We start from the raw sequence: 22,835 nt of genomic DNA, 5'->3' as shown, positions 1-22,835 counted from the left end.
TTTTTTATGAAAAGACGTTGTATTTCCCATTTCTGTATGCTAATATTCAATTCGTAATCATTTCGATTAATAATCGTAATGATTACGATAATGTTGAATTGGGGGAAGTACATATGAGTGATCAACCTGTTTACATAAAGAAGAAATATGAGAAAAGGCATCCCTACGTGTCATACACCTTGATGCTGTTTTCAGTGATGGCTTGTTTTTTATTGGCCTCATGCTCTGAAAACAAAGCATCCTCCAGCAATGATAGAGAAGAAGATGAGCTCGTGTATGCAAGTACAAAAGATATCAGGGACATCAATCCTCATCTATACGGTGGAGAGATGGCTGCTCAAAATATGGTGTTTGAATCGCTTGTCGTCAATACAGAGAAGGGCGTTCAGCCTGCCTTAGCGAAAAGCTGGGACATATCAAATGATGGAAGGACCTATACCTTTCATCTTCGAAAAGGTGTGACTTTTTCAGATGGTGAGCCTTTTAATGCAAAGGCAGTGAAATTGAATATTGATGCTGTTGTCAAAAATATTGAAAAGAACGCTTGGCTTAATCTCGTATCTGAAATCAAATCCACAAAGGCGGTAGATGACGATACATTTGTTCTCACGTTGAAAGAGCCTTATTATCCTACGTTAGAAGAGCTGGGCTTAACACGCCCCTTCCGTTTTATTTCTCCAAAAAGCTTCATTGATGGAACGACTGCAAAAGGAGTTAAAAGCTATGCAGGTACAGGTCCTTATGTGCTAAAGGAACATAAGAAAAATCAATATGCCGTTTTTGAAATGAATGACCACTATTGGGGGCAAAAGCCGAAAATTTCAACTGTGAAATGGAAAGTCATGCCGGATCACCAAACCATCTTACTTGCGCTTCAAAAAGGAGAGATTGATCTTTTATTTGGAGCAGATGGTGACATGATTGATGGAGACTCATTCCAGGCTTTAAAAGAAGCAGGGCAATATGGTGTCACCGTGAGCCCTCCTGTTGGTTCAAGATCGATTGTGATTAATTCAAACCAGCCAATCACAAAAGATCCGAAAATAAGAGAAGCTTTTCAATACGCCATTCAAAAGGACATGATCACTGAAGGCATTTTAAATGGAACGGAAAAGGTGGCACACACATTGCTTGCTCCTTCTGTCCCTTACGCAGATATTCCACTGAAAAAGAAAACTTATCAAAAGAAGAAAGCAGAGGCAATATTGGATGAGGCAGGCTGGAGGATGAAAGAAGACGGGTATCGCTATCAAAATGGCAAACTGCTGAGTGTGGCTATTTACTATAATTCCGATAATGCAGGGGAAAGAACGATTAGTGAATCGATTCAACAAGATTTCAAGCAGGTGGGGATCAAGCTGGATATTAGAGGAGAAGAAAAACAGGCATTCTTAGATCGCCAAAAAACAGGAAAGTTCGATCTGATGTACTCGCTATCTTGGGGGCTTCCTTATGATCCACAAACTTATGTCTCTTCATTCCGTGTAGCATCCCATGCTGATTATCAAGCTCAATTAGGACTGAAAAAGAAAAAGTGGCTGGACGAGACGATTACGGAAGTATTAGTAGAACCAGATGAGCAAAAGCGGAAACAAATGTATCAAGAAATATTGACGTATATCCATGATGAAAATGTCTACCTCCCAATCTCTTATTCTGTGACAAAGGCAGTTTATAATAAGCGCCTGAAAGGCGTAGGTTTTCATGTGTCTCAGTATGAAATCCCATTTGACCGTATGTATTTTGCGTCATAAAACGGAGGTAGAGACATGACTCGCTATCTCTTAAAACGAATACTGATGCTTTTTCCGCTTATGATCTTCATCACCTTCTTTGCTTTTGTACTGCTGACGATGCGGGCAAGTGATCCAGCAGAGGTCGCTTTGCGGGTGAATCAAGTCACTCCAACAGAAGAAATGATTGAATCGATGCGGCAGGAGTTAGGCTTAGACCAGCCATTTTTCATCCGCTATGCCACATGGCTTAAAAATGGATTAACAGGTGATTTTGGCAGAAGCTATGTCACTCAGGAGCCCGTTTTTAACCTTATCATGGAGGCGCTGCCTGCGACATTGCAGCTTGCAGGAGCAGCGCTCTTTTTTATCATAGTGCTCAGTTTATTGTTCGGGGTGATCTGTGCATATGCTGCTCACACTTGGGTGGACCGTTTATTGAGAGCCTTTGTGTTTATCGCCGCTTCAATGCCTAGTTTTTGGCTGGGGATTTTGTTGATTTGGCTTTTTTCTGTCAAATTCAATTGGGTCAATACGAGTGGAATGGAAGGATTCAAATCGATTCTTCCTCCAGCTGTCACATTATCATTTGGCTACTTATCGACCTATGTGAGACTAATACGTAATCAAATTCTAAAATTTCAGCACGAGCCCTTTGTTTTTTATGCAAGAGCACGTGGTTTAAAGGAACGAACCGTTCAACTGAAAATCTTGAGGCATGCCCTGCAATTAGCGGTAACAGCACTTGGCATGTCTATTCCAAAGCTCATTGCGGGAACTGTTATTATTGAGAACCTTTTTGCTTGGCCTGGGGTTGGCCGGTTGTGTGTAACGGCTATTTTCCATGCGGACTTCCCCATTATTCAAGCCTATTTGTTTGTGATGGGGTTCCTGTTTGTTATGTGTAATCTCATCGCTGATATGATGCAAATGACCATGAATCCGCAATTGAGAAAGGAGGTATGACAACAATGATAGGGTGGCATCAATTAAGAAAAGACCGTATGGCGATTCTTTCAATCTGGCTGTTAGCGCTTGTCGCATTAGCTGGACTGTTTGCTCCAATGTTAGCACCACATGATCCAACAAATACGAACATTCTCCAAAAATATGCCGGTATCAGTCTTACTTACCCACTCGGAACGGATCATCTAGGGAGATGTGTATTATCGCGGCTTTTATATGGCATTCGGACAACAATGCTTGCAGCTATGCTGACCATGTGTATCACGATGCTCATTGGCAGCGCACTTGGACTCATGGCAGGTTTCTTTCGAGGAAAGGTGGATGGGGTTTTGATGAGGCTGTGTGATGTCATGCTGTCCTTTCCAGCAGAGGTGATGATTCTTGCGGTTGTGGGAATACTCGGACCTGGACTATTCAATATTATTTTGGCGAATGTCCTAGCGAAATGGGCCTGGTATACAAGAATGATTCGGTCGTCTGTCCTTCAATATGCGAATGAACCTTCTGTTCAATTTGCAAAGGTGACTGGCGGCAAACCCTTTTACATATTGAGGAGACATCTATTTCCTCGCATCTCAGGAGAAATTGCTGTTTTTGCGACACTTGATGCGGGCTGGGTGATCTTAAATATATCAGCACTGTCTTTTCTTGGATTAGGTGTGAGTCCGCCTACACCAGAATGGGGCATGATGCTCAACGAGGCGAAGAATGTCATGGTGACACATCCAGCCCATATGCTTGCGCCTGGACTTGCCATCTTGTTTGTGGTCATGGCGTTGAGCTTTTTAGGAGACAGCCTTCAGCATGCCGCGAATCCTGCCATGCATCATACCAGAAAGAAAGGGGTGAGGCCATTTGCCTTTAATCGACGTAAAAAATCTGTCCGTACATGATCCACAGCAGCAAAAGAATATAGTGACGAATATCACATTTTCTTTACATCAACAACGCTGTTTAGCCGTCATTGGAGAAAGTGGCAGTGGAAAATCAACTGTCGCCAAAGCGTTAATTGATCTTGTCGCCCCTTCGCTAGAAGTGGAAGGAACGATCATTTTTGACGGCAAAACATTAACAAATCAAGAAGCGCATCAATGGCGGGGTAAACGAATAGGTTTCATCTCACAGGATGTCATGAATGCATTCAACCCTATCGAAACGATAGGTCATCAAATGGTGGAAACATTTCAGCAGCATTTGGGCTTACGAGGGAAAGAAGGGAAAGCACATGCTATGGCTGGGCTTACACGTGTCCATTTAAAAAATCCATATGATTTGATGAAAAAGTATCCGTATGAACTGTCTGGAGGAATGCTTCAGCGTGTGATGATTGGCATCACGATGATGCTTTCTCCAGACGTGATCATTGCAGACGAGCCAACTGCATCACTTGATGCCTTTAATGGGCGTGAGGTCATCAGACAATTACACAGTCTAAAGGAAGAAACTGGTGTTACCTTGATCGTCATAACGCATGATTTAGGCGTCGTTCAGGCAATCGCTGATGAGTTGATGGTCATGCACCAAGGAGTAATGCTTGAGCATGGGTCAGCCAAGGAAGTGTTCACATCACCCGAGCATCCCCAAACAAAGCATTTACTTGAGACGAGGCTTCGATTATCTGCCCCTACTGAAGCACTGCGGCAGCAGAAGAGAGTGGAGGCGTTTCCATGTTGATCACAGCTTTCGATCTAGTCAAACACGGTGAGAAGAAAGGTCTTTTTTCAAATCAAAAGAAACCAAAAGACCGCATATCAAATGTTTCGTTTCAAATCGAAAAAGGACAATGTGCCGGATTAGTCGGTGAGAGCGGAAGTGGCAAAAGTACATTGGCACGTATCCTGCTCGGTTTAGAAAAAATAGATGGAGGCGAGGTACAGATTGATGGTATGACAGCTGACAAATGGCGAAGGATGAACCGGGGGAAAATGAGTGTTGTCTTTCAGGATTATCTATCTTCTGTTCATCCCTCCTTTACGGTGAAAGAGATCATAGCAGAACCGATGCGTTTGTTAAAGCAGAGTCAGAATCTGGATCAGAAGGTTTTGTCATTACTTGAGCAAGTCAGACTGCCCTCGTCTGTACTGAATCAATATGCTCACCAGCTAAGCGGTGGTCAGCTCCAGCGAGTGTGCATCGCACGAGCCATATCGACGCATCCAGCCATTCTCATACTAGATGAAGTCTTGAGCTCACTGGATGTCTCTGTTCAAGTACAAATATTGGAGCTGCTTGAGACATTAAAACAAGAGCTAGACATGACCATGCTTCTCATTACTCATGATGTAGAAGCAGCGGTGTATCTATGTGACCGCCTTCTATTTTTACATGAAGGAAGCCTAGTGGAAGAATGCAAAAAGGACGAACTGTTTGAAGTGTCCCATCCATTTACACTCCAGTTAATCGACTCACTTATGCCATTTCAGCTTGACAAAAAATAACCAATCTTTTATCGTATACGTAACAAACGACGGAAGGGTGACCCAATGCAATGAAGTACTAATCCTATGACCTGTAAGCAAAATGAACGAACGAAGGCAGTGAGCAAACGATCCGTTTGCCATGTTTGCTGCGTTTTCATTTTTTAGCTTCGGAATAGGATGGTACAGCTTGGGAATCAAAAAATGAAGTGATTGATACGTGGGATGTGTGTGTTCAAATAGGAACGGCACACCATACTGGATCAATCCGCTTATTTTTGTACACCATTTTGCCTCCTATTCTGAGAATGGGAGGCTTTTTCATGTCTCCTGATACGAAAGGAGAGGATTGGATGTTATTAAAAGCCAATCAGTTAAAGGTATTTCGAAAAGATCGCTTGTTATTTGATATTGAGGAGCTCGCCATCCATCAAGGTGACCGCATTGGTCTTGTAGGGATAAATGGCAGCGGAAAAACGACTTTATTGCATGTGCTGGCAGGACAGGAAACACCAGACAGCGGCACGGTTGCCGCCACAGCGGTCTGTACGCTGCTTCCTCAATTGAAACAAGGAGACGGCAGACAGAGTGGCGGTGAAATGACCCAGACTTATATTGAAAGAGCATTAAGCCGGCCGTCTGCCCTTTTATTAGCAGATGAACCGACCACTCATTTGGATACGGAGCACATTGAGTGGCTGGAAGAAAAGCTGCGTCATTATCAAGGAGCTCTCATTGTTGTTTCGCATGATCGTGCTTTTTTAGATGCAATATGTACGGAGATTTGGGAGCTGGATCATGGGCAGCTTCATCATTACAAAGGCAACTACACGCATTTTGCACAGCAAAAAGAGCTGGCACATCGTCAGCAGGTGGAAGCGTATGAAGCTTATACACAAAAGAAAAAACAGTTAGAGCATGCACTGGAAAAGAAAAAGAAAAAGGCGGACAAAGCGACAAAGCCCTCCCAAAAGGTGAAATCCTCAGGACCTAAAATTGCAAAGCCCTACTATGCAAATAAGCAAAAAAAACTGCAAAAAACAGCCAAATCCATTGAAACAAGGATGGAGAAATTAGAAAAGGTGGAGAAGGTAAAGGACATTCAGCCCATTCAAATGACTCAGCATACGATGAAGGAAACAGCAAGCCGTACCATTTTGAGAGTGGAAAATGTAGATGGCAAGGCGGGAGATAAAGTGCTTTGGAGGCAGGCGAATGTGGAAGTGAGGGGCGGAGACAAAGTTGCCATTATCGGAAAGAACGGGAGCGGAAAAACGACATTTCTCCGTATGTTAGTGAATGGACATCCCGGAGTTACTCGTTCAGAGGCTGTCAAGCTAGCCTATTTTCGTCAGGATCTGTCAGGATTGAAGGTAGATGAATCGATTTTACAAAATGCGCTGAAAGAGGCGGTTCAAGATGAAACAGTGGTTCGAACGGTTTTGGCGAGACTAGGATTTAGAGGGGATGATGTGCACAAGCCTGTTGATGTATTAAGCGGGGGAGAACGGGTGAAGACGATGCTTGCTTCCTTACTCGTCAGTGATGCCAATGTTCTCATGCTGGATGAACCGACGAACTTTTTAGATCTGGCGGCAGTTGAAGCACTTGAAGGTCTATTGAAAGATTACCCAGGTACCGTTGTGTTTGTTTCCCACGATCGCAGGCTGATTGAGGAGGTTGCCACTCATATTTTCCATATTCATGAGGAACGTATTGAAGCATTTGACGGCACATATGAAGCCTATAAACAAAAGGAAGAAAAACCAGCTGTGACAAATAGAGAAGAGGAGCTTCTGTTAATTGATATGCAGCTGTCTGAAGTGCTCAGCCGTTTAAGTATTGAGCCGTCGCAAGAGCTTGAAGAGACATTTCAAGCATTATTGAAACAAAAAAAGTCTTTGGAGGCATAAAAGAAAACCCCTGTTTACTCTACAGGGGTTTCAGCGCGCGGACAAACCCTCGCATTCTTTGTCAGTCCTGCGTGCCGGTGCTCACGAATGTACAATTCGCTCCGCTCCAGTACTCGTCCTTCCTAGACTTCAAAGGTTTTCCATCACGCTGAAAAGAAGACAAAGGGCTAAAATAAAGATCATTTTAGCCCTTTGTCAACAATCTGAGACCCCTGTTTACTCTACAGGGGTTTGTTCATGTCGTTCTTTTTTTAATTGTTCAAGTTCACTCACTGTGACGAGCTGGTAGCCTTGTTTGGTGAGTTCATGGATGATCTTTACTGCTGCTTGGGCTGAGCTTTCATAAATATCGTGCATTAACACTGTTCTGCCATCTGCTGCATGTGAGAGAACGCGGTTTGTGATCTGCTGGCTGTTGCGGATTTTCCAATCTTCAGGATCAACATCCCACAAAGTGACCTTCATCCCAATTGCATGATTGATATCTTGATTTGTACCGCCATATGGTGGTCTAAAGTGCGTAGGTGTATATCCGCTTGCTTTCTCAATCAGCTGCTGGGTGTCCTTCACTTGTTTCACCGCTTCTTCTAAAGGCAGTCTTGTTAATAAAGGGTGATTGTAGGAATGGTTTCCGATCTCATTCCCGCCTTTTAAAATATCGGCAAGCATTCCAGGGTAATATTGCACCCTGCTGCCTAATACGAAAAAGGTGGCATGTCCTTTATTTGCCTTCAGCGCATCTAAAATTTTTGAGGTTGTCGCTGGATTCGGACCATCGTCAAATGTGAGTGCGATGGCTTTTTTATTCGGGTCAAGCTTTGATTTTTGCGGCAGCTTGACGGCTTTTCTTTTTGGATTCGGTTCTTTCATTTCATTTTTATTTTTGAGTTTATCCATATAATCTGGCTTTAATATGTCCTTCAGCAATGTCTTTTTGATTGCGAGTGTTTGCGGCCCAAGATCCTCTGCGGCTACTTGAGATGCAGGGAAATAAAATTCTACATATTTGTCTTTCAAGGCAAATTGACTGAAGTTTTGAGCATCAGGGGCTGTTCCCTTCTGAAGGAGAGGCTGATCCTTAGATAAGGTTTTATCCTTTCGAAGCTCTGTATATGTAATATAGGATAATTTCTTTAAATAATTGGTTTTAGGCAGAAATAAATCTTTGGTGTCAAGAAAGGTTTTTTTCTGAAAATCAAAGTTAATCGTGAGATGATTGGTGGTTCCACTTTGCTGGCCAGTATACGTATAGGTCGTAAAGCGGATGGCAGCAGACTGCTTCGCATAATGCACCATTTCATAATCAATATTCAGTTCATAGCGTTTATTTTCATCAATATCCTTTGCTTCACTGAATGTTTTTTTGAAATGCTCTAATGCTGAATTGGCATAGCTTTGAATCTTGTCATCTAGCTCTTTTTGATGAAAAAGAGGATAGTTGACTGCATATCTCATAAATTTCCCGTCATTTACGAGAGTGACAATTTCTACGTTTTTATAGTTCGTATCCTGCTTTACATTTTTCTTCTCTGTACCGCTTGCTTGTTGATTTTGAAAGAAAGCAACTGCTCCAATGACGACTGCAAGCGCAAATAGGACGATACTCCATTTTCCCTTTACTGACACAACTTTCAAATCTCCTCTCATGACGGGTCATTCTTTATTAGTTTGACATCTGTTTGTAATATTTTCATAACATTTGACTTACTTTTGTAATTTTAGGGGATAATCATGCGAAATGTCAACTATTTTCCTATTAAACTATGAGAAAAAATGATAGGCCGTTCTAAGCGTCAAAAAGAAATCTCCTTTCTCTGCTCCGCACATACCTTCATTAATTAAAAAATAGGGTGTACATTGATTTTTTAGAGACTGGCGGCTATAATTTTGTTGATTATGATTCTCATTTTCAAACTGACTTTTAATGAAGAAAAGGATGACACCGATTTTGCAGGATAAGCGAACACCTCAACAAAAACGATCATCACATATTCTGTTCTTTTTGATATTTTTTCTCGCCGTTATTGGTTTAGCGGCTGCCATGTTTTTTGCTGTGTCATACGGTGCAAAAACATTGTCTCTGCAAACGGTTTGGACAGCTGTATTTGACTACCAGTCAAATGTGACAGAGCAGCAGATCATCCATGAATTAAGACTCCCTCGTGTTTTAGGGGCAGCTCTAGTGGGAGCGGCGTTTGCCGTAGCGGGTGCTCTTATGCAGGGCATCACAAGAAATCCACTGGCAGATGCGGGGATTTTGGGCATTAATGGAGGTGCGATGTTTGTGGTCGCTCTCTGTTTTGCTTTTTTTCCAGGAATACCTTATTCGGCACTGATGTTTTTTTCCTTTATTGGTGCTGTGCTCAGTACGCTGCTGATCTTTGCGATTGGTGCGGCTGGCGGCGTATTGACACCGCTGCGCCTCACTGTGGCAGGGGCGGTTGTAGCGGCATTGCTTCATGCGCTCAGCTCTGGGATCGCGATTTATTTTGACCTGAGTCAGGATCTGGCTTTTTGGTATGCAGGCGGGGTAGCTGGTATGAAATGGCCGCAGCTGACGATTCTCGCCCCGGTTATTCTGATTGTGATCTTATGGGCAATGCTATTAGGCCGGTCACTTTCCTTACTATCGCTCGGTGAAGATACAGCGGCAAATTTAGGGGTGAAAACACGACAAGTGCGAATACTAGGAATGACCGCTGCTGTGTTATTAGCAGGGGTTTCTGTATCAGCAGTCGGGTCGATTGGGTTTGTCGGTCTCGTCATCCCGCATATTGCACGAAAGCTTGTTGGTGTAGACTATCGTTTCGTTATTCCGATGTCAGCGATATTAGGCGCAATGCTACTTGTCTTTGCAGACCTTGCCAGCCGAACAGTCAATCCGCCAAGAGAGCTTGCCATTGGCGTGATGGTGGCACTTGTTGGTGTTCCTTTCTTCTTATACATTGCCAGAAAAGAAGGGAGGAACCTGTCATGAGAGAGAAACAGCGTGCTCTTGTCGTGACACTCGTTTTGCTTTGCCTGAGTGCGGCTGTTGTGCTGTATAGTTTAAATACCGGTACGCTGAAACTAAGCCCTGTCATGGTCGTCAAGACGTTATTTGGCTTTGGAGATTTCCAAAGTGAAACGGTGCTGTTTGACTATCGTCTGCCTCGAATTGTGGTGACGATGTTAGCTGGTATTGGTCTTGGCATTGCTGGCGGCATTTTGCAGAGCTTATCCCGTAACCCGCTGGCCGATCCTGGGATTATTGGATTGAATGCAGGGGCAGCCTTTGGCTTAATTGTGTTTGTGACATATTTTCACGCACTTGAAGGCAATCCGTCTCTTCTTATTCCGCTCTTTACGTTTGGCGGCGGACTGCTTGCGGCAGCGGTCATCGTGCTTCTTGCATATGACCGGCATGAAGGGCTTGTTCCTATCCGGCTGATCTTAGTTGGCATTGCGGTTGCTGCGGGATTTAGTGCACTCACCTTATATTTGTCATTGAAGCTGGATGAAGATACATACACGTTTGCTTCAAGGTGGCTTGTGGGCAATGTATGGGGGAGAGACTGGATTCATGTGCTGGCGCTTCTGCCTTGGATTGTATGCCTTGTGCCGCTTACGCTGATGCAGACGAACACGCTCAATGCATTGACATTAGGAGATGCTGTCGCCTCAAGTGTAGGTGTACGTGTCCAGCGTAAACGTCTTCTCCTCTTGACTTTAGCGGTAGGCCTCGCGAGTGCAAGTGTTTCAATGACAGGTGGTATTGGCTTTATTGGCCTCGTCGCCCCGCATTTGGCTAGGAGGCTCGTCGGTTCACTGCATCAGTATTTTTTACCAGTTAGTGCGCTGCTTGGCTTGTTGATTTTGGTCAGTGCCGATACAATCGGACGTTCCATCTTTGCTCCAAATGCCATACCGGCGGGTGTGGTCGTGGCCTTTATCGGTGCCCCGTATTTTCTCTATTTATTAACTAAAACGAAATAAATATGAAAGAGGAACTCATCATGAAAAAACTACTAGTAATTGGATTAACGCTCTGTTTCTTGCTGCTTGCCGCTTGCGGACAACAGGAAACAAAAAATACAACAAATGAAAAGACCAATGGCACACCAAAGATTGCTTCCTTGTCTATTCATTTAACAAATGACTTGTTAGCACTCGGTATCAAACCGGCGGGCTCTGTTGTAGGAGGAGACTTAAAAGATTTCCTTCCACATGCGAAAAAGCAGCTGAGTCAGACGAAAAAGCTCGGCATTGCATCTGATCCAGATATGGAATCACTGCTTGCGTTACAACCAGATGTCATTTATGTTGATGAAGAATTAGCCGGACAAGACTTATCGAAATATAAGAAGATCGCCAAAACAGAAGTGTTTAATTTAAATGATGGCACATGGCGGGATCATTTGAAAAAAATCGCCAAACACGTCAATAAAGAAAAAGAAGCGGATCAATATATTAAGAGTTACAATCAAGAAGCAAAAGAGGTCAAATCGCTCATCAAGAAAAAGATTGGAAACGGAAAAGTCATGGCGATCCGTGTGACAGCAAAGGAGCTTCGCGTATTTAGCATGAAGCGCCCAATGGGTCCTATTTTATACGAGGATTTAGGCCTGACACCTGTCGATGGTGTGAAAAAGCTGGACAGCAAGCGCCCATTTGAAGTGATTTCTCAAGAGGTTCTTCCTGATTATGATGCTGATGCGATCTTTGTCGTTGTCAACCGTGATGATAAAGCGCAGCAGGCATTCAAGCAATTAGAAAAGACTCCGATTTGGAAGGGTCTAAAAGCAGTGAAGAAAAACCAAGTCTATCCGATTGCCGATCAGCCTTGGCTCGATTACTCAGCTCTAGGCAATAAAATGGCATTGGATGAAGCAAAAGAGATGTTTTCTAAATAAATAGCAAATAAATCAGGCATCATTCCGCATATAGGAATGATGTCTCTTTTTTTGATTCGTTCTTCTATTCATTCGGCTGATGCATACATATGAGAGAGAACGAGCAATACCGCCCGTGAGAAGAGGAAAGGGAGGGGTTACAGTTGGAGGTTCAAAAAATTAGTGCAGGTACAATTGCAAGGCTTGTGCTGCTTTTACTGGCGCTTGTTAACAGTGCGCTAACTGCTGCAGGAAAAAGCCCAATTCCTATTGATGAAGAAGGCGTTCAACAATTCATCACACTGGCCTTTCTGGGAATTACATCACTATGGGCCTATTGGAAAAACAATGATATAACGAAAAAAGCACGAACAAAAAAAGAAGAATAACAGAAAAAAGAGCCTTTCATGAATCAAAGGCTCTTTTTCATCGAAGCGTCAAACGCCTCTCCCCGCAATCATTCTTCCTGAAAGGCTTACGCCCGGCGTTCTCCCATGTTGTTGAGGAAAGCTTTTACTTCCTCAATGCTTAAGCCAATTGCCTTTGCTTCACTCATTAGACGCTTCCACTCTGCGATATTTGAATCCGTCAGCTTTCTATGGGTGACATGTAACGACTTCTCTTCCTGCTCCTTTCGGTACGTTTGGAGCAGCTGATAGAGCTCTTCTTTAGGCATGCCTGATTGGACGGCACTTACGATATGCTCCCGCCATTCGTGTTCACCACCCTCAGCGTAATGAAACATCATCGTCTCTGCATCAAACAGCTCTTGTAAATCAATCTCTAGTGAAGAGGATACCTTTTTTAAGAACTGGACAGATGGATTTCTGTGGACACCACGCTCAATTTTGCTCAAATATGACTTAGAGACATGAGCATCCTCAGCCAGCTGCTGAATCGAGTATCCTTTTCTCTTTCGGTAAATGCGTATCACCTTGCCTATCATTCGATCAATGATCTCCCTTCTCACCGGCGAATAGTTCTGCGACCTTTTCGTTCATTATAAGAAATAAATTGTTCTTTATAAAATTCAAAAACGTAAGAATCAGGAAGTAAACAAAAGAAAACGAACGATTTCGTTCTTTAAAAAGAACTATAAGACCTATTATGACATTTTTCTTTGCGGGTATTATCTTTTATAATCCAATCATTAACAAAAAGAAACCATATATAACCTTTTTATGATGAAATCGGGAGGTATCTATGAATGAGAATATAGGTTTTAAGCAGCTGTTTTCTGTCATTAAAGAGAAAATGGCCCTTCTGATCCTGATTGTCCTGATCGTAACGGGCATTTCAGCCTATTATCAGTTCTATGTCTCGACTCCTGTATATCAGGCAACCACTCAAATTCTTGTTCATAAACGCAGCAATGACGCACAAGCAGATTTAAACGATATTCAGATGAACCTTCAATATACACGTACCTTTCAAGTTTTATTAAAAAGCCCAATCGTCATTGAAAAAGTAAAAGAAACACTCCATCTCACAGAATCAGCAGAAGGACTAAAACACAAAATTGCCACAAGTACAGAAAATGAGTCAGAGGTCATCAATATTTCTGTACAAGATGAGGATCGCGCGAAGGCAGTCGCCATTGCGAATACCGCAACAGAGGTGCTGCAAGAAGAAATCAAAAAAACAATGAATATGGATCGCATTAATGTTTTGTCTGAAGCCAAGCTGTCCAACACGATTCTGATGAATTCAAGGAAGTTCGTTCATATCGTTCTGGCACTAGGCGCCTCTTTATTAGGGGGCATGACACTCATTTTCTTAATGAATTTACTCGATGATACTGTAAAACGAACACATCAAATAAGAGAAGAGATCGGATTGCCGTCGCTTGGCAGTGTCTATCAGATGCAGGCAGACAGGAGGGCCAAAAAAGACAAGCAGTCCGTCATAACGGGAGGACAGAACATTGATCTTTAAGAGGAAGAAAAGAGAAAAGAGAGATTTATCCTGTATTTCTGTATTAAATCCTCACTCTGTCATTGCGGAACAATTCCGTACGATCCGAACAAACATCGAATTCACATCGATCCAAACAAGGCTGAAATCGATATTAGTGACCTCCTCCTTACCGAAGGAAGGGAAATCATTTACGGCTGCAAACTTAGCAGCTGTTTTTGCACAGCAGAACAAGCGGGTGCTGCTCATGGATGCTGACTTGCGAAAGCCGGCCGTCCATGAATATTTTGACTTGAGTCATCATACCGGTTTGACGAATGTGCTATTAAATAATTGCAGCTTGGAAGAAGCTATTTTACCGACACCGATTGAGCATTTAGAGCTGCTTCCGAGCGGAACCATTCCGCCGAATCCAGCTGAGCTGCTCTCCTCTTCTGTAATGAAGCAGTTATTTTATGAGATTGAACAGCAATATGACATGGTGATTGTTGATTCCACGCCGCTTCTGCCAGTTGCAGATGCAAAGATTTTGGCGAACCGGACGGATGGGAGCATTCTCGTTGTCTTAAGCGGCAAAACAAAGATTGCTGCTGTGAAGAAATCAAAAGAAGTATTAGAAGGAACAACAAGTAAACTGCTTGGAGCTATGCTAAATGGCAAGAAAGAGAAAAAGGGCAGGCTGTACATGTATTAAAAAGATTGATAGGTGATGTCTCCTAATCTTTAACAATGGAGGCACTCGATCCTGCTGTGGGCATAACCGGTGCCTTAGATGCTCGTCATCAGTAGTGGGGTGTGAGGACGGGTTTGATGCCCATGTTACGTAAGAATAGTGATGCTTTAAAAAGGGGGAGGAGCGTTGACTTACGCCCAAAGATTATCAATTATCGTAGCACTAGATTCATATCTCATCTTAGTTGCCGTCTTTTTTGGCTTTCAATTTGTCCAAGAGGCGGCTTTAACCGTTTATACATTTGAAATGCTCGCCATTTCTTCACTCAGTCTACTCATTGGGCACCATTTATTTGCCTGCATATTTCATGTGTACAAGCAAGTATGGGCTTATACAGGAGTAAGAGAGCTATTTTCTTTAATGAAGACATTTGTGTGTTCTTTTTTATTTTCGATGACGATGCTGTACCTTTTCGTGCAGACATGGCCATTTCGGTTTTTATTCATCGTGTGGCTTTTTCATATCTTATTCATCGGTGCATCTCGTATGGCTTCTAGGCTATTTCATGACGGGGCCAAACGGCTTCAGGCAGAAAAAGAGCGGGCATTAATTATTGGTGCTGGATCAGCAGGAACCATGCTCGTTCGTCAGCTTCAGCAATCGAGTGATGTACATATTGAGCCAGTCGCCTTCATCGATGATGACAAGACGAAACATCGGCTTGAAATTATGGGTCTGCCTGTTATAGGAGGAAAAGAACAAATTCAAACAGCTGTCGTGATGATGGATATTCAGAAGATTATCATCGCCATTCCGTCCAAAAGCAGCCACACCTTAAAAGGGCTGTATAAGGAATGTGTCGCGGCCGGAGTCAAAACACAGATTATGCCGGAAATGGAGCAGATTTTAAAAGGAACCCATGCGCTGAATCAATTACGGGATGTACAGCCAGAGGATTTGCTAGGGAGAGAACCGATTCAATTAGATACGAGCCGTCTATCTGCTCATTTAAAGGGAAAAACAATCATGGTCACAGGGGCAGGCGGATCAATTGGATCAGAAATCTGCCGTCAAATTTGTGTGTTTGCTCCTCAAGCGATTGTACTTGTGGGACATGGAGAATTTAGCATTCATTCTATTTTACTAGAGCTGAAAGAATTATATGGAGGCAGCATCAGACTCTATCCACAAATTGCGGATATTCAAGATAAACAGAAAATGAGTGAAATCGTTGGTCAATTTCAGCCGGATATGATTTATCATGCTGCGGCACATAAGCATGTTCCGCTCATGGAGATCAGTCCGAAAGAAGCTGTGAAAAACAATATTATCGGGACAAAAAATGTCGCAGAAGCCGCACACGAGCACGGCATTGAAACATTCGTCCTCATCTCATCTGACAAAGCGGTCAACCCTGCCAATGTGATGGGAGCCACAAAGCGGTTTGCTGAAATGCTGATCATGCAAATGGGGGCAAGCAGCGAAACAAAATTTGTTGCCGTTCGATTTGGAAATGTACTCGGAAGCAGAGGGAGCGTCATCCCTATTTTTAAGAAACAAATCGAGCAAGGCGGGCCGGTGACGGTCACGCACCCAGCCATGACAAGATATTTTATGACCATCCCAGAAGCATCAAGGCTTGTGATTCAGGCAGGTGCACTGGCAGAAGGAAGACAGATTTTTGTTTTAGATATGGGGGAGCCAGTGAAAATCGTGGACCTCGCAGAAAACCTCATTCACCTCTCAGGCTACACCACAGACCAGATTCCAATCACTTTCACAGGCATTCGTCCTGGAGAGAAAATGTACGAGGAATTACTCAACCAGCATGAAAAAGCACAGGAGCAAATCTTCCCGAAAATTCATATCGGCCATGCGCTGGATGGTGACCCATATGTGCTGAACCGTTTTATCCATGAATTTGACATGATGAATGAAGAGCAGATGAGACAAGCATTATTTGCTGCCATTGAGTCGCATGATATGTTGTCCGATCAGATGACACGAGAGGAGGAAGCGCTTGCCAATGAAGAAAAAAGTCTTGTTTTGCGCAACGGTTGATTATCACTTTAAGGCCTTTCATCTTCCGTATTTCCGGTGGTTTCAGGAACAAGGATGGGAAGTGCATACAGCGGCAAACGGCCAGCTGAAGCTGCCCTATGTGAATCAAGCTCACTCAATTCCGATTCAGCGCTCTCCTTTTCATGTACGCAACCGGCTTGCGTATGTAGAACTGAAGAAGCTGTTAGCGAAAGAGCGCTATGATTTCATCCATTGCCACACACCAATGGGAAGTGTCATTGGCAGGCTCGCAGCCAAAGGTACGCGCAAAAAAGGAACGAAGGTTCTTTACACGGCACATGGCTTTCACTTTTGGCAGGGGGCGCCGCTTCAAAACTGGCTTCTCTATTATCCAATAGAGAGATTTCTCGCCCGCTATACAGACGCTCTGATCACCATTAATGGAGAAGATTTTAAAAGAGCCGACCGTCTATCAAAAGAACGGACATCTGTTTATTATGTGCCCGGTATGGGTGTGGATATGAAGCGGTTCGCACCTGTCGATGAAAAAGAGAAGCAGAGCCTTCGCGCAGCCTATGGCTTTTCCTCGGAAGATTTTATCGTGCTGTGTGCTGGTGAATTAAATACGAATAAAAATCAAGGGATGCTCATCAAAGCATGTGCACAGCTGTCTAGGAAAATACCAAATATAAAGATCGTATTTGCCGGGGAAGGGACAATGAGGCCGAACTATGAAAAGCTTACCCGCCAGCTCCATCTTGAAAATCATGTCCACTTTGCTGGGTTTTGCAAACAAATGGAGGAATGGATGCATATGAGCGATGTATGTGTTTCCACCAGCTTGAGAGAAGGGCTCGGCATGAACCTGCTTGAAGCGATGTCGGCAGAAAAACCTGTGGTTGCAACGGAGAATAGAGGACATTGTGAGCTTGTCAAACATGGCGTCAATGGTTTTTTAGTTAAACCGCAAGATGTGAATAGTTTAGCTGATTACTTGCAGCAGCTCTACGACAAAAAAGATCAGCTGCTTCTCATGGGAAAAGCGGGACGTTCTATGGCTCATGCATTTGCACAGGAGCAGACGGTCAGTGCAATGGAAGAAATTTATACAATCTATATGGATCAAGCAGAGAAGGTGATACAGCATGCATAAACCAAAGGTATCTATGATCATGGGCGTCTACAATTGCCAAGAGACAGTAGAAGAAAGCATTGAATCTATTCTTCATCAAACATATGAAAACTGGGAGCTCATCATATGTGATGACGCATCAACAGATGGCACTTATGAGAAAGTGCTGTCTTATACAAAACGACATCCTGAAAGAATTCGCCTGATCCGTAATCAACAAAATCAAAGACTCGCTGCCAGTCTCAATCGCTGCCTGGCTGAAGCGAGGGGAGAGTTGATTGCAAGGCAGGATGGCGACGATCTATCAGTGCCTGTTCGTTTAGAAAAACAGGTTCATTTCCTCGATACATATCCTGAATATGATGTGGTCGGTACGGCAATGACGGTTTTTGATGAAACGGGAACAAAGGGTGTGCGGGCACTTGTTTCAGAGCCTGATCGGAAGGTGTTGGCAAGAGGGACTCCTTTTTGTCATGGGACCATTATGATGAGGGCTTCTGCTTACAAGGCTTTACAAGGCTATCGTTCTGTAAAAACAACAAGGCGGATGGAAGATATCGATCTTTGGATCCGCTTTTTTGCTGCTGGGAGGAAAGGTTTTAATTTACAAGAGCCGTTATATTTGGTGAGAGAGGATGAAGCGGCCTTTCAGCGGCGAAAGTTTCGATATTCGATGGATAATGCCTGGCTCGTTTTGAAAGCATGCTGGCTATTAAAGCTGTCGCCGCTTGACTATTTATTTGCTCTAAAGCCGGTGGTCCGTGCCTGCTTGTCACCGAAGATCATGAAGCTTTATCATCGCCGGAAGCTGTCGGCGTCTATGCTGAAGAGGAGGGCGGTTCAAGATGAGTGAGCCAAAACGCGTGCTTCATATTGTGGGCGGAATGAACCGCGGCGGAGCTGAAACGATGATTATGAACATCTATCGTGCACTCGACAGGAATGTCCTTCAATTTGATTTCATTACTCACCGGCAGGACGTCTGTGATTATGATGAGGAAATTCGCCGGCTTGGGGGACGCATCTTTTACGTCCCAAGTATTGGGGCGTCCTCTCCGGTTGCTTTTGTGAAAACATTGACCAAGACAATTAGGCAAACAGGGCCCTATCAGGCAGTGCATGCACATACGGATTTTCAGACGGGTTTTTCCGCACTTGCTGCCAAACTAGCGGGTGTAAAGGTGCGCATTTGCCATTCACATAATACAGCGTGGAAGCAGTCGCCAAACTGGCTGGATCATATGATGCTCAAAGGATTTCGCCAGCTGATTTTTGCATTCTCTACACAGCTTGTTGCATGCGGCGAGGATGCCGGTGTCTTTTTATTTGGACAGAAAAAAATGCAGAACGGGCAAGTTGAGGTGCTTCCAAATGGGATAGACTTATCTCTTTTTTTTCAGCCTGATCCAGACGAAAAGGCAGATATGAAAAAGCAGCTCCATCTTCGCGAAAAAAACATGGTCATCGGTCATATTGGGCGGTTCCATGAGCAAAAAAATCATGTTTTTTTTATGGAGCTGGCACAGACCTTAAAGAAGCAAGGGGTTTCATTTCAGCTTGTCCTCGTAGGAGATGGACCGCTGAAGCAAGTAGTCGAATCGTATGCAGAGAAGGCAGGCTTGATGGAGGACATTGTCTTTACAGGCGTCGTATCAGACGTTCCACAGTATATGAAAGCATTTGATGTATTTGTGATGCCTTCCTTGTTTGAAGGTCTTCCGCTTGTATTAGTGGAAGCACAGGCGTCTGGTCTGCCTTGTGTGATTTCAGATCATATTACAGAGGAAGTAGATTTAGGCTGCGGGCTTGTGAAAAGGATGTCCCTGCGAGAGTCCGCGCATGAATGGATGCAGGCGGTGCTTGAAGCATATCATGCAGAACCTCCTCTTCAAGAGATGATTACCTCTCATCTTGAACAAAGAGGATTTGATGTGAAACAGAATATTACACGTGTGATGAATCTATATGGACTGTAAGGAAGGAAGGGCAGATGGCGGTTTATTTGGTGAACATGATCATGGTCTATTTATGGTCGAGCTTTGCCGCATTTTACGGCAGGCGTGATGATACGATTCAAAGCGGATGGCGGCCTAATAAGCTTCTGGTGTTTTTTCCGTTTCTGTTTCTTTGTATCGTAGCTGGTATTCGGTATAAAGTAGGAACCGATTTTGTCACATATGGCCAGATGTATGAGTTCTCCATCAACTACGAAAAGCCTTGGCATATATTCGGCTTCGGTGTGGATAAGGCCGCAACGGATCCAGGGTTTACGTTTATTTTATGGATGCTTAATCAACTGTCTCATGATCCGCAAATCATGTATATCTCAGTCGGAGCCATTACTTATTTTTTTATCATCAAGACGCTTATTCAATATGGCCGTCCATTTGAGCTCAGTATGCTGCTTTTTCTTGGGACCTTTCATTATTATGCGTCATTTAATGGCATGCGTCAGTATATGGTGGCAGCGATTCTTTTTTATGCCATCCGGTTGGTGATCAATGGTCAGTGGAAATTGTATTTTCCGCTCGTCCTTGTATGTTCATTGTTTCATTCATCGGCTCTCATCATGATTCCTGTGTATTTTATTGTGAGGACAAAGGCTTGGTCTTGGATGATGCTGTTCTTATGCCTGATTTTCTTAGGCTTAACCGCGCTTTATGACCGTTTTGTCTCAGTGTTTGTCGTGATGCTGCAAGGCAGTTCGTATGGTCATTACGAGGAATGGCTCACAACGAATACGAATGGAATGAATGTGACAAAAATTGGTGTCTTGATTTTGCCGCTTCTGCTTGCTTTCTTTTATCGAAAACGACTTCGTGAGCTGACGCCTGAGAGTGATTACATTGTGAATTTTTGTTTGCTTGGTTTCTTGTTTGGCATCCTTGCAACGAAGGATGTCATTTATGCAAGATTTCATATTTATTTTGGCTTGTATCAGCTCATTTTACTGCCATATTTCACACGCATTTTTGATCAGCGGTCTAATGTGTTTATGTATGTAGGGATTGCTGTTTGCTATATTCTGTACAGCATCATGCTGATGCCGTTCGATTCTTCGGTTTTGCCGTATAGAACGATATTTAATAAGTAGATTTGAAGAAAGGTGGGGCATGCTGTAATGCCAGCTATCAGTCTATTGGTCGCAGTTTACAATACGAGTCAATATGTGGAGCAATGTCTTCAATCAATTGCAGATCAAAGTTTTTCCGATATAGAAGTCATTCTTATCAATGATGGATCGACCGACCGCAGCGGTGAATGGCTTGAAGCATTTGCTGAGCGTGATGAGCGTTTCCGGGTAATCCATCAATCCAATCAAGGGTTAGGCGCTGTGAGAAACCGGGGCATCGAGGAAGCGAAAGGGACGTATCTCGCCTTTGTGGATTCAGATGATATTCTCGCTCCTCATTACTGTGAAGCTATGTATGAAAATGCCGAAATGACCGGGGCAGATCTTGTTGTGAGCGAGTATTGGATTCAATTTGAACAGTCAAAGCGAACGATAGCAACGACGCTGTTAGACAAGCGCTCAGCCGAAAAAACGGATGTAATCAAAGCGTTATTACACGGAGACTTGACTGGATTCTCATGGAATAAGCTGTATCGGCGTGCCTTTATGGAAAATCACCACATTCGATTTCCGCTGCGGGGTGAGCTAGAGAACATTGAAGATCAATATGTGACGCTGCGCTGTTTTTCTTTAGCACGCAGTATCGCCTTTGTTCATGAGCCTCTTTATTATTACAGGGTTCATCTGTCATCTATTGTACAGCGATATCAGAAGCAGTATTTTCATCATGGACTGATCTTTTATCATGCACAGCGCTCTTTTTTAAAAGAGCATGATGACATCTCTCTGTATGAGAAAGCATTAGACTTTTTTATCGTCAATCATACGCTTCATTGTATGCTCAACGAATGGAAGAGCCAAAATGATCTCTCTATTCAGGAAAAGCTTGATCACATGCGTGAAATGGTCACACATGATGCCTTTCAGCATGCCGTCAAACAAGTGGAACCATCGAAGCTCACAGTACGAAAGCGAATGATTTTATTTCTTGCTAAGTGCCGATTGGTTTATCCGCTTTCTGCCGCGGCTTCTAGCTATCAAAAATGGATCGAATATCAGACAAGGAAATAGGGGTGATGGGATTGACAGTGCAGCAATTGAAGGCAAAAACCGCAGAGTGGCTGCTCTTAAAGGTCAAATATCCGCTTGAGTATAAACTGAGCCGCCAAAGGCTGCCAGAGCTGAGTCATCAGAAGAAAATCATTCTCACGCTGCTGCCGGGCCATGATAATTTAGGGGATCATGCGATTGCCTATGCGAGTTTTTGTTTTTTAAAGAAACACTTTCCAGCCTATGACATCATAGAAGTGGACATGAAAGAGATCTATCGCCTTGCCCGTCCGCTAAAGCGCAGCCGGCATCCAGAAGACATCGTCTGTATGATCGGTGGGGGCAATATGGGGGATTTATACCGGTACGAAGAATGGACGAGACAATTTATCATCAAGACCTTCAAGTCCTATCCCATGATCCAGCTGCCTGCTACTGTACATTTTACAGAAACAAAGAGAGGGAAACGAGAGGAACGCCGTGCCATTCACACGTATAGTCAGCATCCAAGACTGCTCCTCATGGCAAGAGATCAAACAACCTATGAATGGATGAAGCAGCATTTTCCTGATCAAAATGTGTGGAAACAGCCTGATATGGTGCTGTCATTAGATGAATCATCAAAGGATGAAACACGTGAAGGGGTTCTGCTTTGTCTGCGTGAGGATCAAGAAGCATATCTCACAAAGGAGGAGCGCCAGCAGCTGCAGCAGCATATCCAAGAGACATATGATCAAGTCGGTTTGATCACAACGACAATTGGCAGACGAGTCGATCGAACAACTCGCTTAGAGGAGTTAACGTCTTTGTGGACGGAGTTAAAACAAGCGCAGGTCGTCGTGACAGATCGTCTGCATGGCATGATCTTTTGTGCGATCACTCATACACCGTGTGTTGTCCTTAGATCGTTTGATCATAAGGTGATGGAGGGATTTGAGTGGGTGGCTCACCTTCCGTTTATGACCCTTTTAAAAGAACCAAATGAGGCCGCTGTGAAAGAGGCTATTCATCAGCTGATGAAAACAAGCGGTCAAAAGGGAGAGGAAGCTGGATGAGGGCTCTTAAACGCTG

At 43.6% G+C, this 22,835-nt stretch carries 21 protein-coding genes; 19 read left to right on the top strand and 2 right to left on the bottom strand.

Annotated features, from left to right (window positions below; genetic code table 11):
* Nucleotides 1-113: 113 nt before the first annotated feature.
* The 6 genes from nikA (at nt 114) to abc-f (ending at nt 7,029) form a co-directional block, all read left to right on the top strand.
* On the top strand, nt 114-1,754 hold the full coding sequence (gene nikA / locus MHI23_RS15970; RefSeq protein ID WP_025094011.1) for a nickel ABC transporter substrate-binding protein: 1,641 nt from the start codon (nt 114-116) through the stop codon (nt 1,752-1,754).
* Between the two features lie 15 nt (nt 1,755-1,769).
* Nucleotides 1,770-2,699 (top strand): nickel/cobalt ABC transporter permease, encoded by a 930-nt coding sequence (opp1B, locus tag MHI23_RS15965; protein WP_342492090.1) that lies wholly within the window; start codon nt 1,770-1,772, stop codon nt 2,697-2,699.
* A gap of 5 nt (nt 2,700-2,704) precedes the next feature.
* Nucleotides 2,705-3,592, top strand: coding sequence for a nickel/cobalt ABC transporter permease (opp1C, locus tag MHI23_RS15960; RefSeq protein ID WP_041107898.1), 888 nt, complete (start codon nt 2,705-2,707; stop codon nt 3,590-3,592).
* Entirely contained in the window at nt 3,555-4,373 is an 819-nt protein-coding gene (locus MHI23_RS15955; RefSeq protein ID WP_041107896.1) for an ABC transporter ATP-binding protein, read from the top strand. Before opp1C ends, MHI23_RS15955 begins: the two co-directional genes overlap by 38 nt.
* Nucleotides 4,367-5,137, top strand: a complete 771-nt coding sequence (locus tag MHI23_RS15950) for a dipeptide/oligopeptide/nickel ABC transporter ATP-binding protein (protein WP_041107894.1) — start codon at nt 4,367-4,369, stop codon at nt 5,135-5,137. The genes MHI23_RS15955 and MHI23_RS15950 overlap by 7 nt, the downstream gene beginning before the upstream one ends.
* Nucleotides 5,138-5,469: 332 nt before the next feature.
* Nucleotides 5,470-7,029 carry an ABC-F type ribosomal protection protein gene (gene abc-f / locus MHI23_RS15945; protein WP_198527746.1) on the top strand — a complete coding sequence of 520 codons (1,560 nt, stop codon included), beginning with the start codon at nt 5,470-5,472 and terminating at the stop codon, nt 7,027-7,029.
* 216 nt (nt 7,030-7,245) lie between these two features.
* Here abc-f and MHI23_RS15940 read toward each other — a convergent pair whose 3' ends face one another.
* On the bottom strand, nt 7,246-8,655 hold the full coding sequence (locus MHI23_RS15940; protein WP_075623629.1) for a polysaccharide deacetylase family protein: 1,410 nt from the start codon (nt 8,653-8,655) through the stop codon (nt 7,246-7,248).
* 322 nt (nt 8,656-8,977) lie between these two features.
* On the opposite strand from MHI23_RS15940, the gene MHI23_RS15935 reads away from it, so the two are divergent.
* The 4 genes from MHI23_RS15935 (at nt 8,978) to MHI23_RS15920 (ending at nt 12,289) form a co-directional block, all read left to right on the top strand.
* Nucleotides 8,978-10,006: an iron ABC transporter permease gene (locus MHI23_RS15935; protein ID WP_200956586.1), complete on the top strand. Its 1,029-nt coding sequence runs from the start codon at nt 8,978-8,980 to the stop codon at nt 10,004-10,006.
* A complete protein-coding gene (locus tag MHI23_RS15930; protein ID WP_024423532.1) occupies nt 10,003-11,004 on the top strand; it encodes an iron ABC transporter permease in 1,002 nt (333 codons plus the stop codon). The genes MHI23_RS15935 and MHI23_RS15930 overlap by 4 nt, the downstream gene beginning before the upstream one ends.
* A gap of 17 nt (nt 11,005-11,021) precedes the next feature.
* A complete protein-coding gene (locus MHI23_RS15925; protein ID WP_056766841.1) occupies nt 11,022-11,921 on the top strand; it encodes an ABC transporter substrate-binding protein in 900 nt (299 codons plus the stop codon).
* A 143-nt stretch (nt 11,922-12,064) separates the two neighbouring features.
* Nucleotides 12,065-12,289, top strand: coding sequence for a phage holin (locus MHI23_RS15920; protein ID WP_024423530.1), 225 nt, complete (start codon nt 12,065-12,067; stop codon nt 12,287-12,289).
* A gap of 86 nt (nt 12,290-12,375) precedes the next feature.
* On the opposite strand, the gene MHI23_RS15915 is transcribed toward MHI23_RS15920, so the two are convergent.
* Complete coding sequence (locus MHI23_RS15915) at nt 12,376-12,846, bottom strand: helix-turn-helix domain-containing protein (protein WP_024426096.1); 471 nt, start codon at nt 12,844-12,846, stop codon at nt 12,376-12,378.
* 257 nt (nt 12,847-13,103) lie between these two features.
* Between MHI23_RS15915 and MHI23_RS15910 the strand changes: the two genes are divergently transcribed.
* The 9 genes from MHI23_RS15910 (at nt 13,104) to MHI23_RS15870 (ending at nt 22,819) form a co-directional block, all read left to right on the top strand.
* Nucleotides 13,104-13,835: a Wzz/FepE/Etk N-terminal domain-containing protein gene (locus tag MHI23_RS15910; protein ID WP_024423528.1), complete on the top strand. Its 732-nt coding sequence runs from the start codon at nt 13,104-13,106 to the stop codon at nt 13,833-13,835.
* Nucleotides 13,825-14,508 carry a CpsD/CapB family tyrosine-protein kinase gene (locus MHI23_RS15905; RefSeq protein ID WP_024423527.1) on the top strand — a complete coding sequence of 228 codons (684 nt, stop codon included), beginning with the start codon at nt 13,825-13,827 and terminating at the stop codon, nt 14,506-14,508. Before MHI23_RS15910 ends, MHI23_RS15905 begins: the two co-directional genes overlap by 11 nt.
* A 165-nt stretch (nt 14,509-14,673) precedes the next feature.
* Nucleotides 14,674-16,548 carry a nucleoside-diphosphate sugar epimerase/dehydratase gene (locus MHI23_RS15900; RefSeq protein ID WP_342492089.1) on the top strand — a complete coding sequence of 625 codons (1,875 nt, stop codon included), beginning with the start codon at nt 14,674-14,676 and terminating at the stop codon, nt 16,546-16,548.
* Nucleotides 16,514-17,662: a glycosyltransferase family 4 protein gene (locus MHI23_RS15895; protein WP_342492088.1), complete on the top strand. Its 1,149-nt coding sequence runs from the start codon at nt 16,514-16,516 to the stop codon at nt 17,660-17,662. The genes MHI23_RS15900 and MHI23_RS15895 overlap by 35 nt, the downstream gene beginning before the upstream one ends.
* On the top strand, nt 17,655-18,494 hold the full coding sequence (locus tag MHI23_RS15890) for a glycosyltransferase (RefSeq protein ID WP_073207494.1): 840 nt from the start codon (nt 17,655-17,657) through the stop codon (nt 18,492-18,494). Before MHI23_RS15895 ends, MHI23_RS15890 begins: the two co-directional genes overlap by 8 nt.
* Nucleotides 18,487-19,617: a glycosyltransferase family 1 protein gene (locus MHI23_RS15885; protein ID WP_342492087.1), complete on the top strand. Its 1,131-nt coding sequence runs from the start codon at nt 18,487-18,489 to the stop codon at nt 19,615-19,617. Before MHI23_RS15890 ends, MHI23_RS15885 begins: the two co-directional genes overlap by 8 nt.
* 14 nt (nt 19,618-19,631) lie before the next feature.
* Nucleotides 19,632-20,735, top strand: a complete 1,104-nt coding sequence (locus tag MHI23_RS15880) for an EpsG family protein (RefSeq protein WP_342492086.1) — start codon at nt 19,632-19,634, stop codon at nt 20,733-20,735.
* A gap of 27 nt (nt 20,736-20,762) precedes the next feature.
* Nucleotides 20,763-21,785 (top strand): glycosyltransferase, encoded by a 1,023-nt coding sequence (locus tag MHI23_RS15875; RefSeq protein ID WP_342492085.1) that lies wholly within the window; start codon nt 20,763-20,765, stop codon nt 21,783-21,785.
* 11 nt (nt 21,786-21,796) lie between these two features.
* A complete protein-coding gene (locus tag MHI23_RS15870) occupies nt 21,797-22,819 on the top strand; it encodes a polysaccharide pyruvyl transferase family protein (protein ID WP_231506873.1) in 1,023 nt (340 codons plus the stop codon).
* The last annotated feature ends 16 nt before the right edge of the window (nt 22,820-22,835 follow it).

Origin of the sequence: Bacillus sp. FSL M7-0003, assembly GCF_038628485.1 — a bacterium.
GTDB lineage: Bacteria > Bacillota > Bacilli > Bacillales > Bacillaceae > Bacillus > Bacillus safensis.
This window is presented reverse-complemented; position numbering and strand designations above follow the sequence as displayed.

Excerpts from the sequence above, each read along its gene's own strand:
- MHI23_RS15915 (WP_024426096.1), bottom strand. The coding sequence starts at position 12,846 with ATGATAGGCAAGGTGATACGCATTTACCGAAAGAGAAAAGGATACTCG.
- MHI23_RS15880 (WP_342492086.1), top strand. The coding sequence starts at position 19,632 with ATGGCGGTTTATTTGGTGAACATGATCATGGTCTATTTATGGTCGAGC.
- MHI23_RS15930 (WP_024423532.1), top strand. The coding sequence starts at position 10,003 with ATGAGAGAGAAACAGCGTGCTCTTGTCGTGACACTCGTTTTGCTTTGC.
- MHI23_RS15890 (WP_073207494.1), top strand. The coding sequence starts at position 17,655 with ATGCATAAACCAAAGGTATCTATGATCATGGGCGTCTACAATTGCCAA.
- MHI23_RS15885 (WP_342492087.1), top strand. The coding sequence starts at position 18,487 with ATGAGTGAGCCAAAACGCGTGCTTCATATTGTGGGCGGAATGAACCGC.
- MHI23_RS15910 (WP_024423528.1), top strand. The coding sequence starts at position 13,104 with ATGAATGAGAATATAGGTTTTAAGCAGCTGTTTTCTGTCATTAAAGAG.
- abc-f (WP_198527746.1), top strand. The coding sequence starts at position 5,470 with ATGTTATTAAAAGCCAATCAGTTAAAGGTATTTCGAAAAGATCGCTTG.
- MHI23_RS15875 (WP_342492085.1), top strand. The coding sequence starts at position 20,763 with ATGCCAGCTATCAGTCTATTGGTCGCAGTTTACAATACGAGTCAATAT.
- MHI23_RS15895 (WP_342492088.1), top strand. The coding sequence starts at position 16,514 with ATGAAGAAAAAAGTCTTGTTTTGCGCAACGGTTGATTATCACTTTAAG.
- MHI23_RS15950 (WP_041107894.1), top strand. The coding sequence starts at position 4,367 with ATGTTGATCACAGCTTTCGATCTAGTCAAACACGGTGAGAAGAAAGGT.
- nikA (WP_025094011.1), top strand. The coding sequence starts at position 114 with ATGAGTGATCAACCTGTTTACATAAAGAAGAAATATGAGAAAAGGCAT.
- opp1C (WP_041107898.1), top strand. The coding sequence starts at position 2,705 with ATGATAGGGTGGCATCAATTAAGAAAAGACCGTATGGCGATTCTTTCA.
- opp1B (WP_342492090.1), top strand. The coding sequence starts at position 1,770 with ATGACTCGCTATCTCTTAAAACGAATACTGATGCTTTTTCCGCTTATG.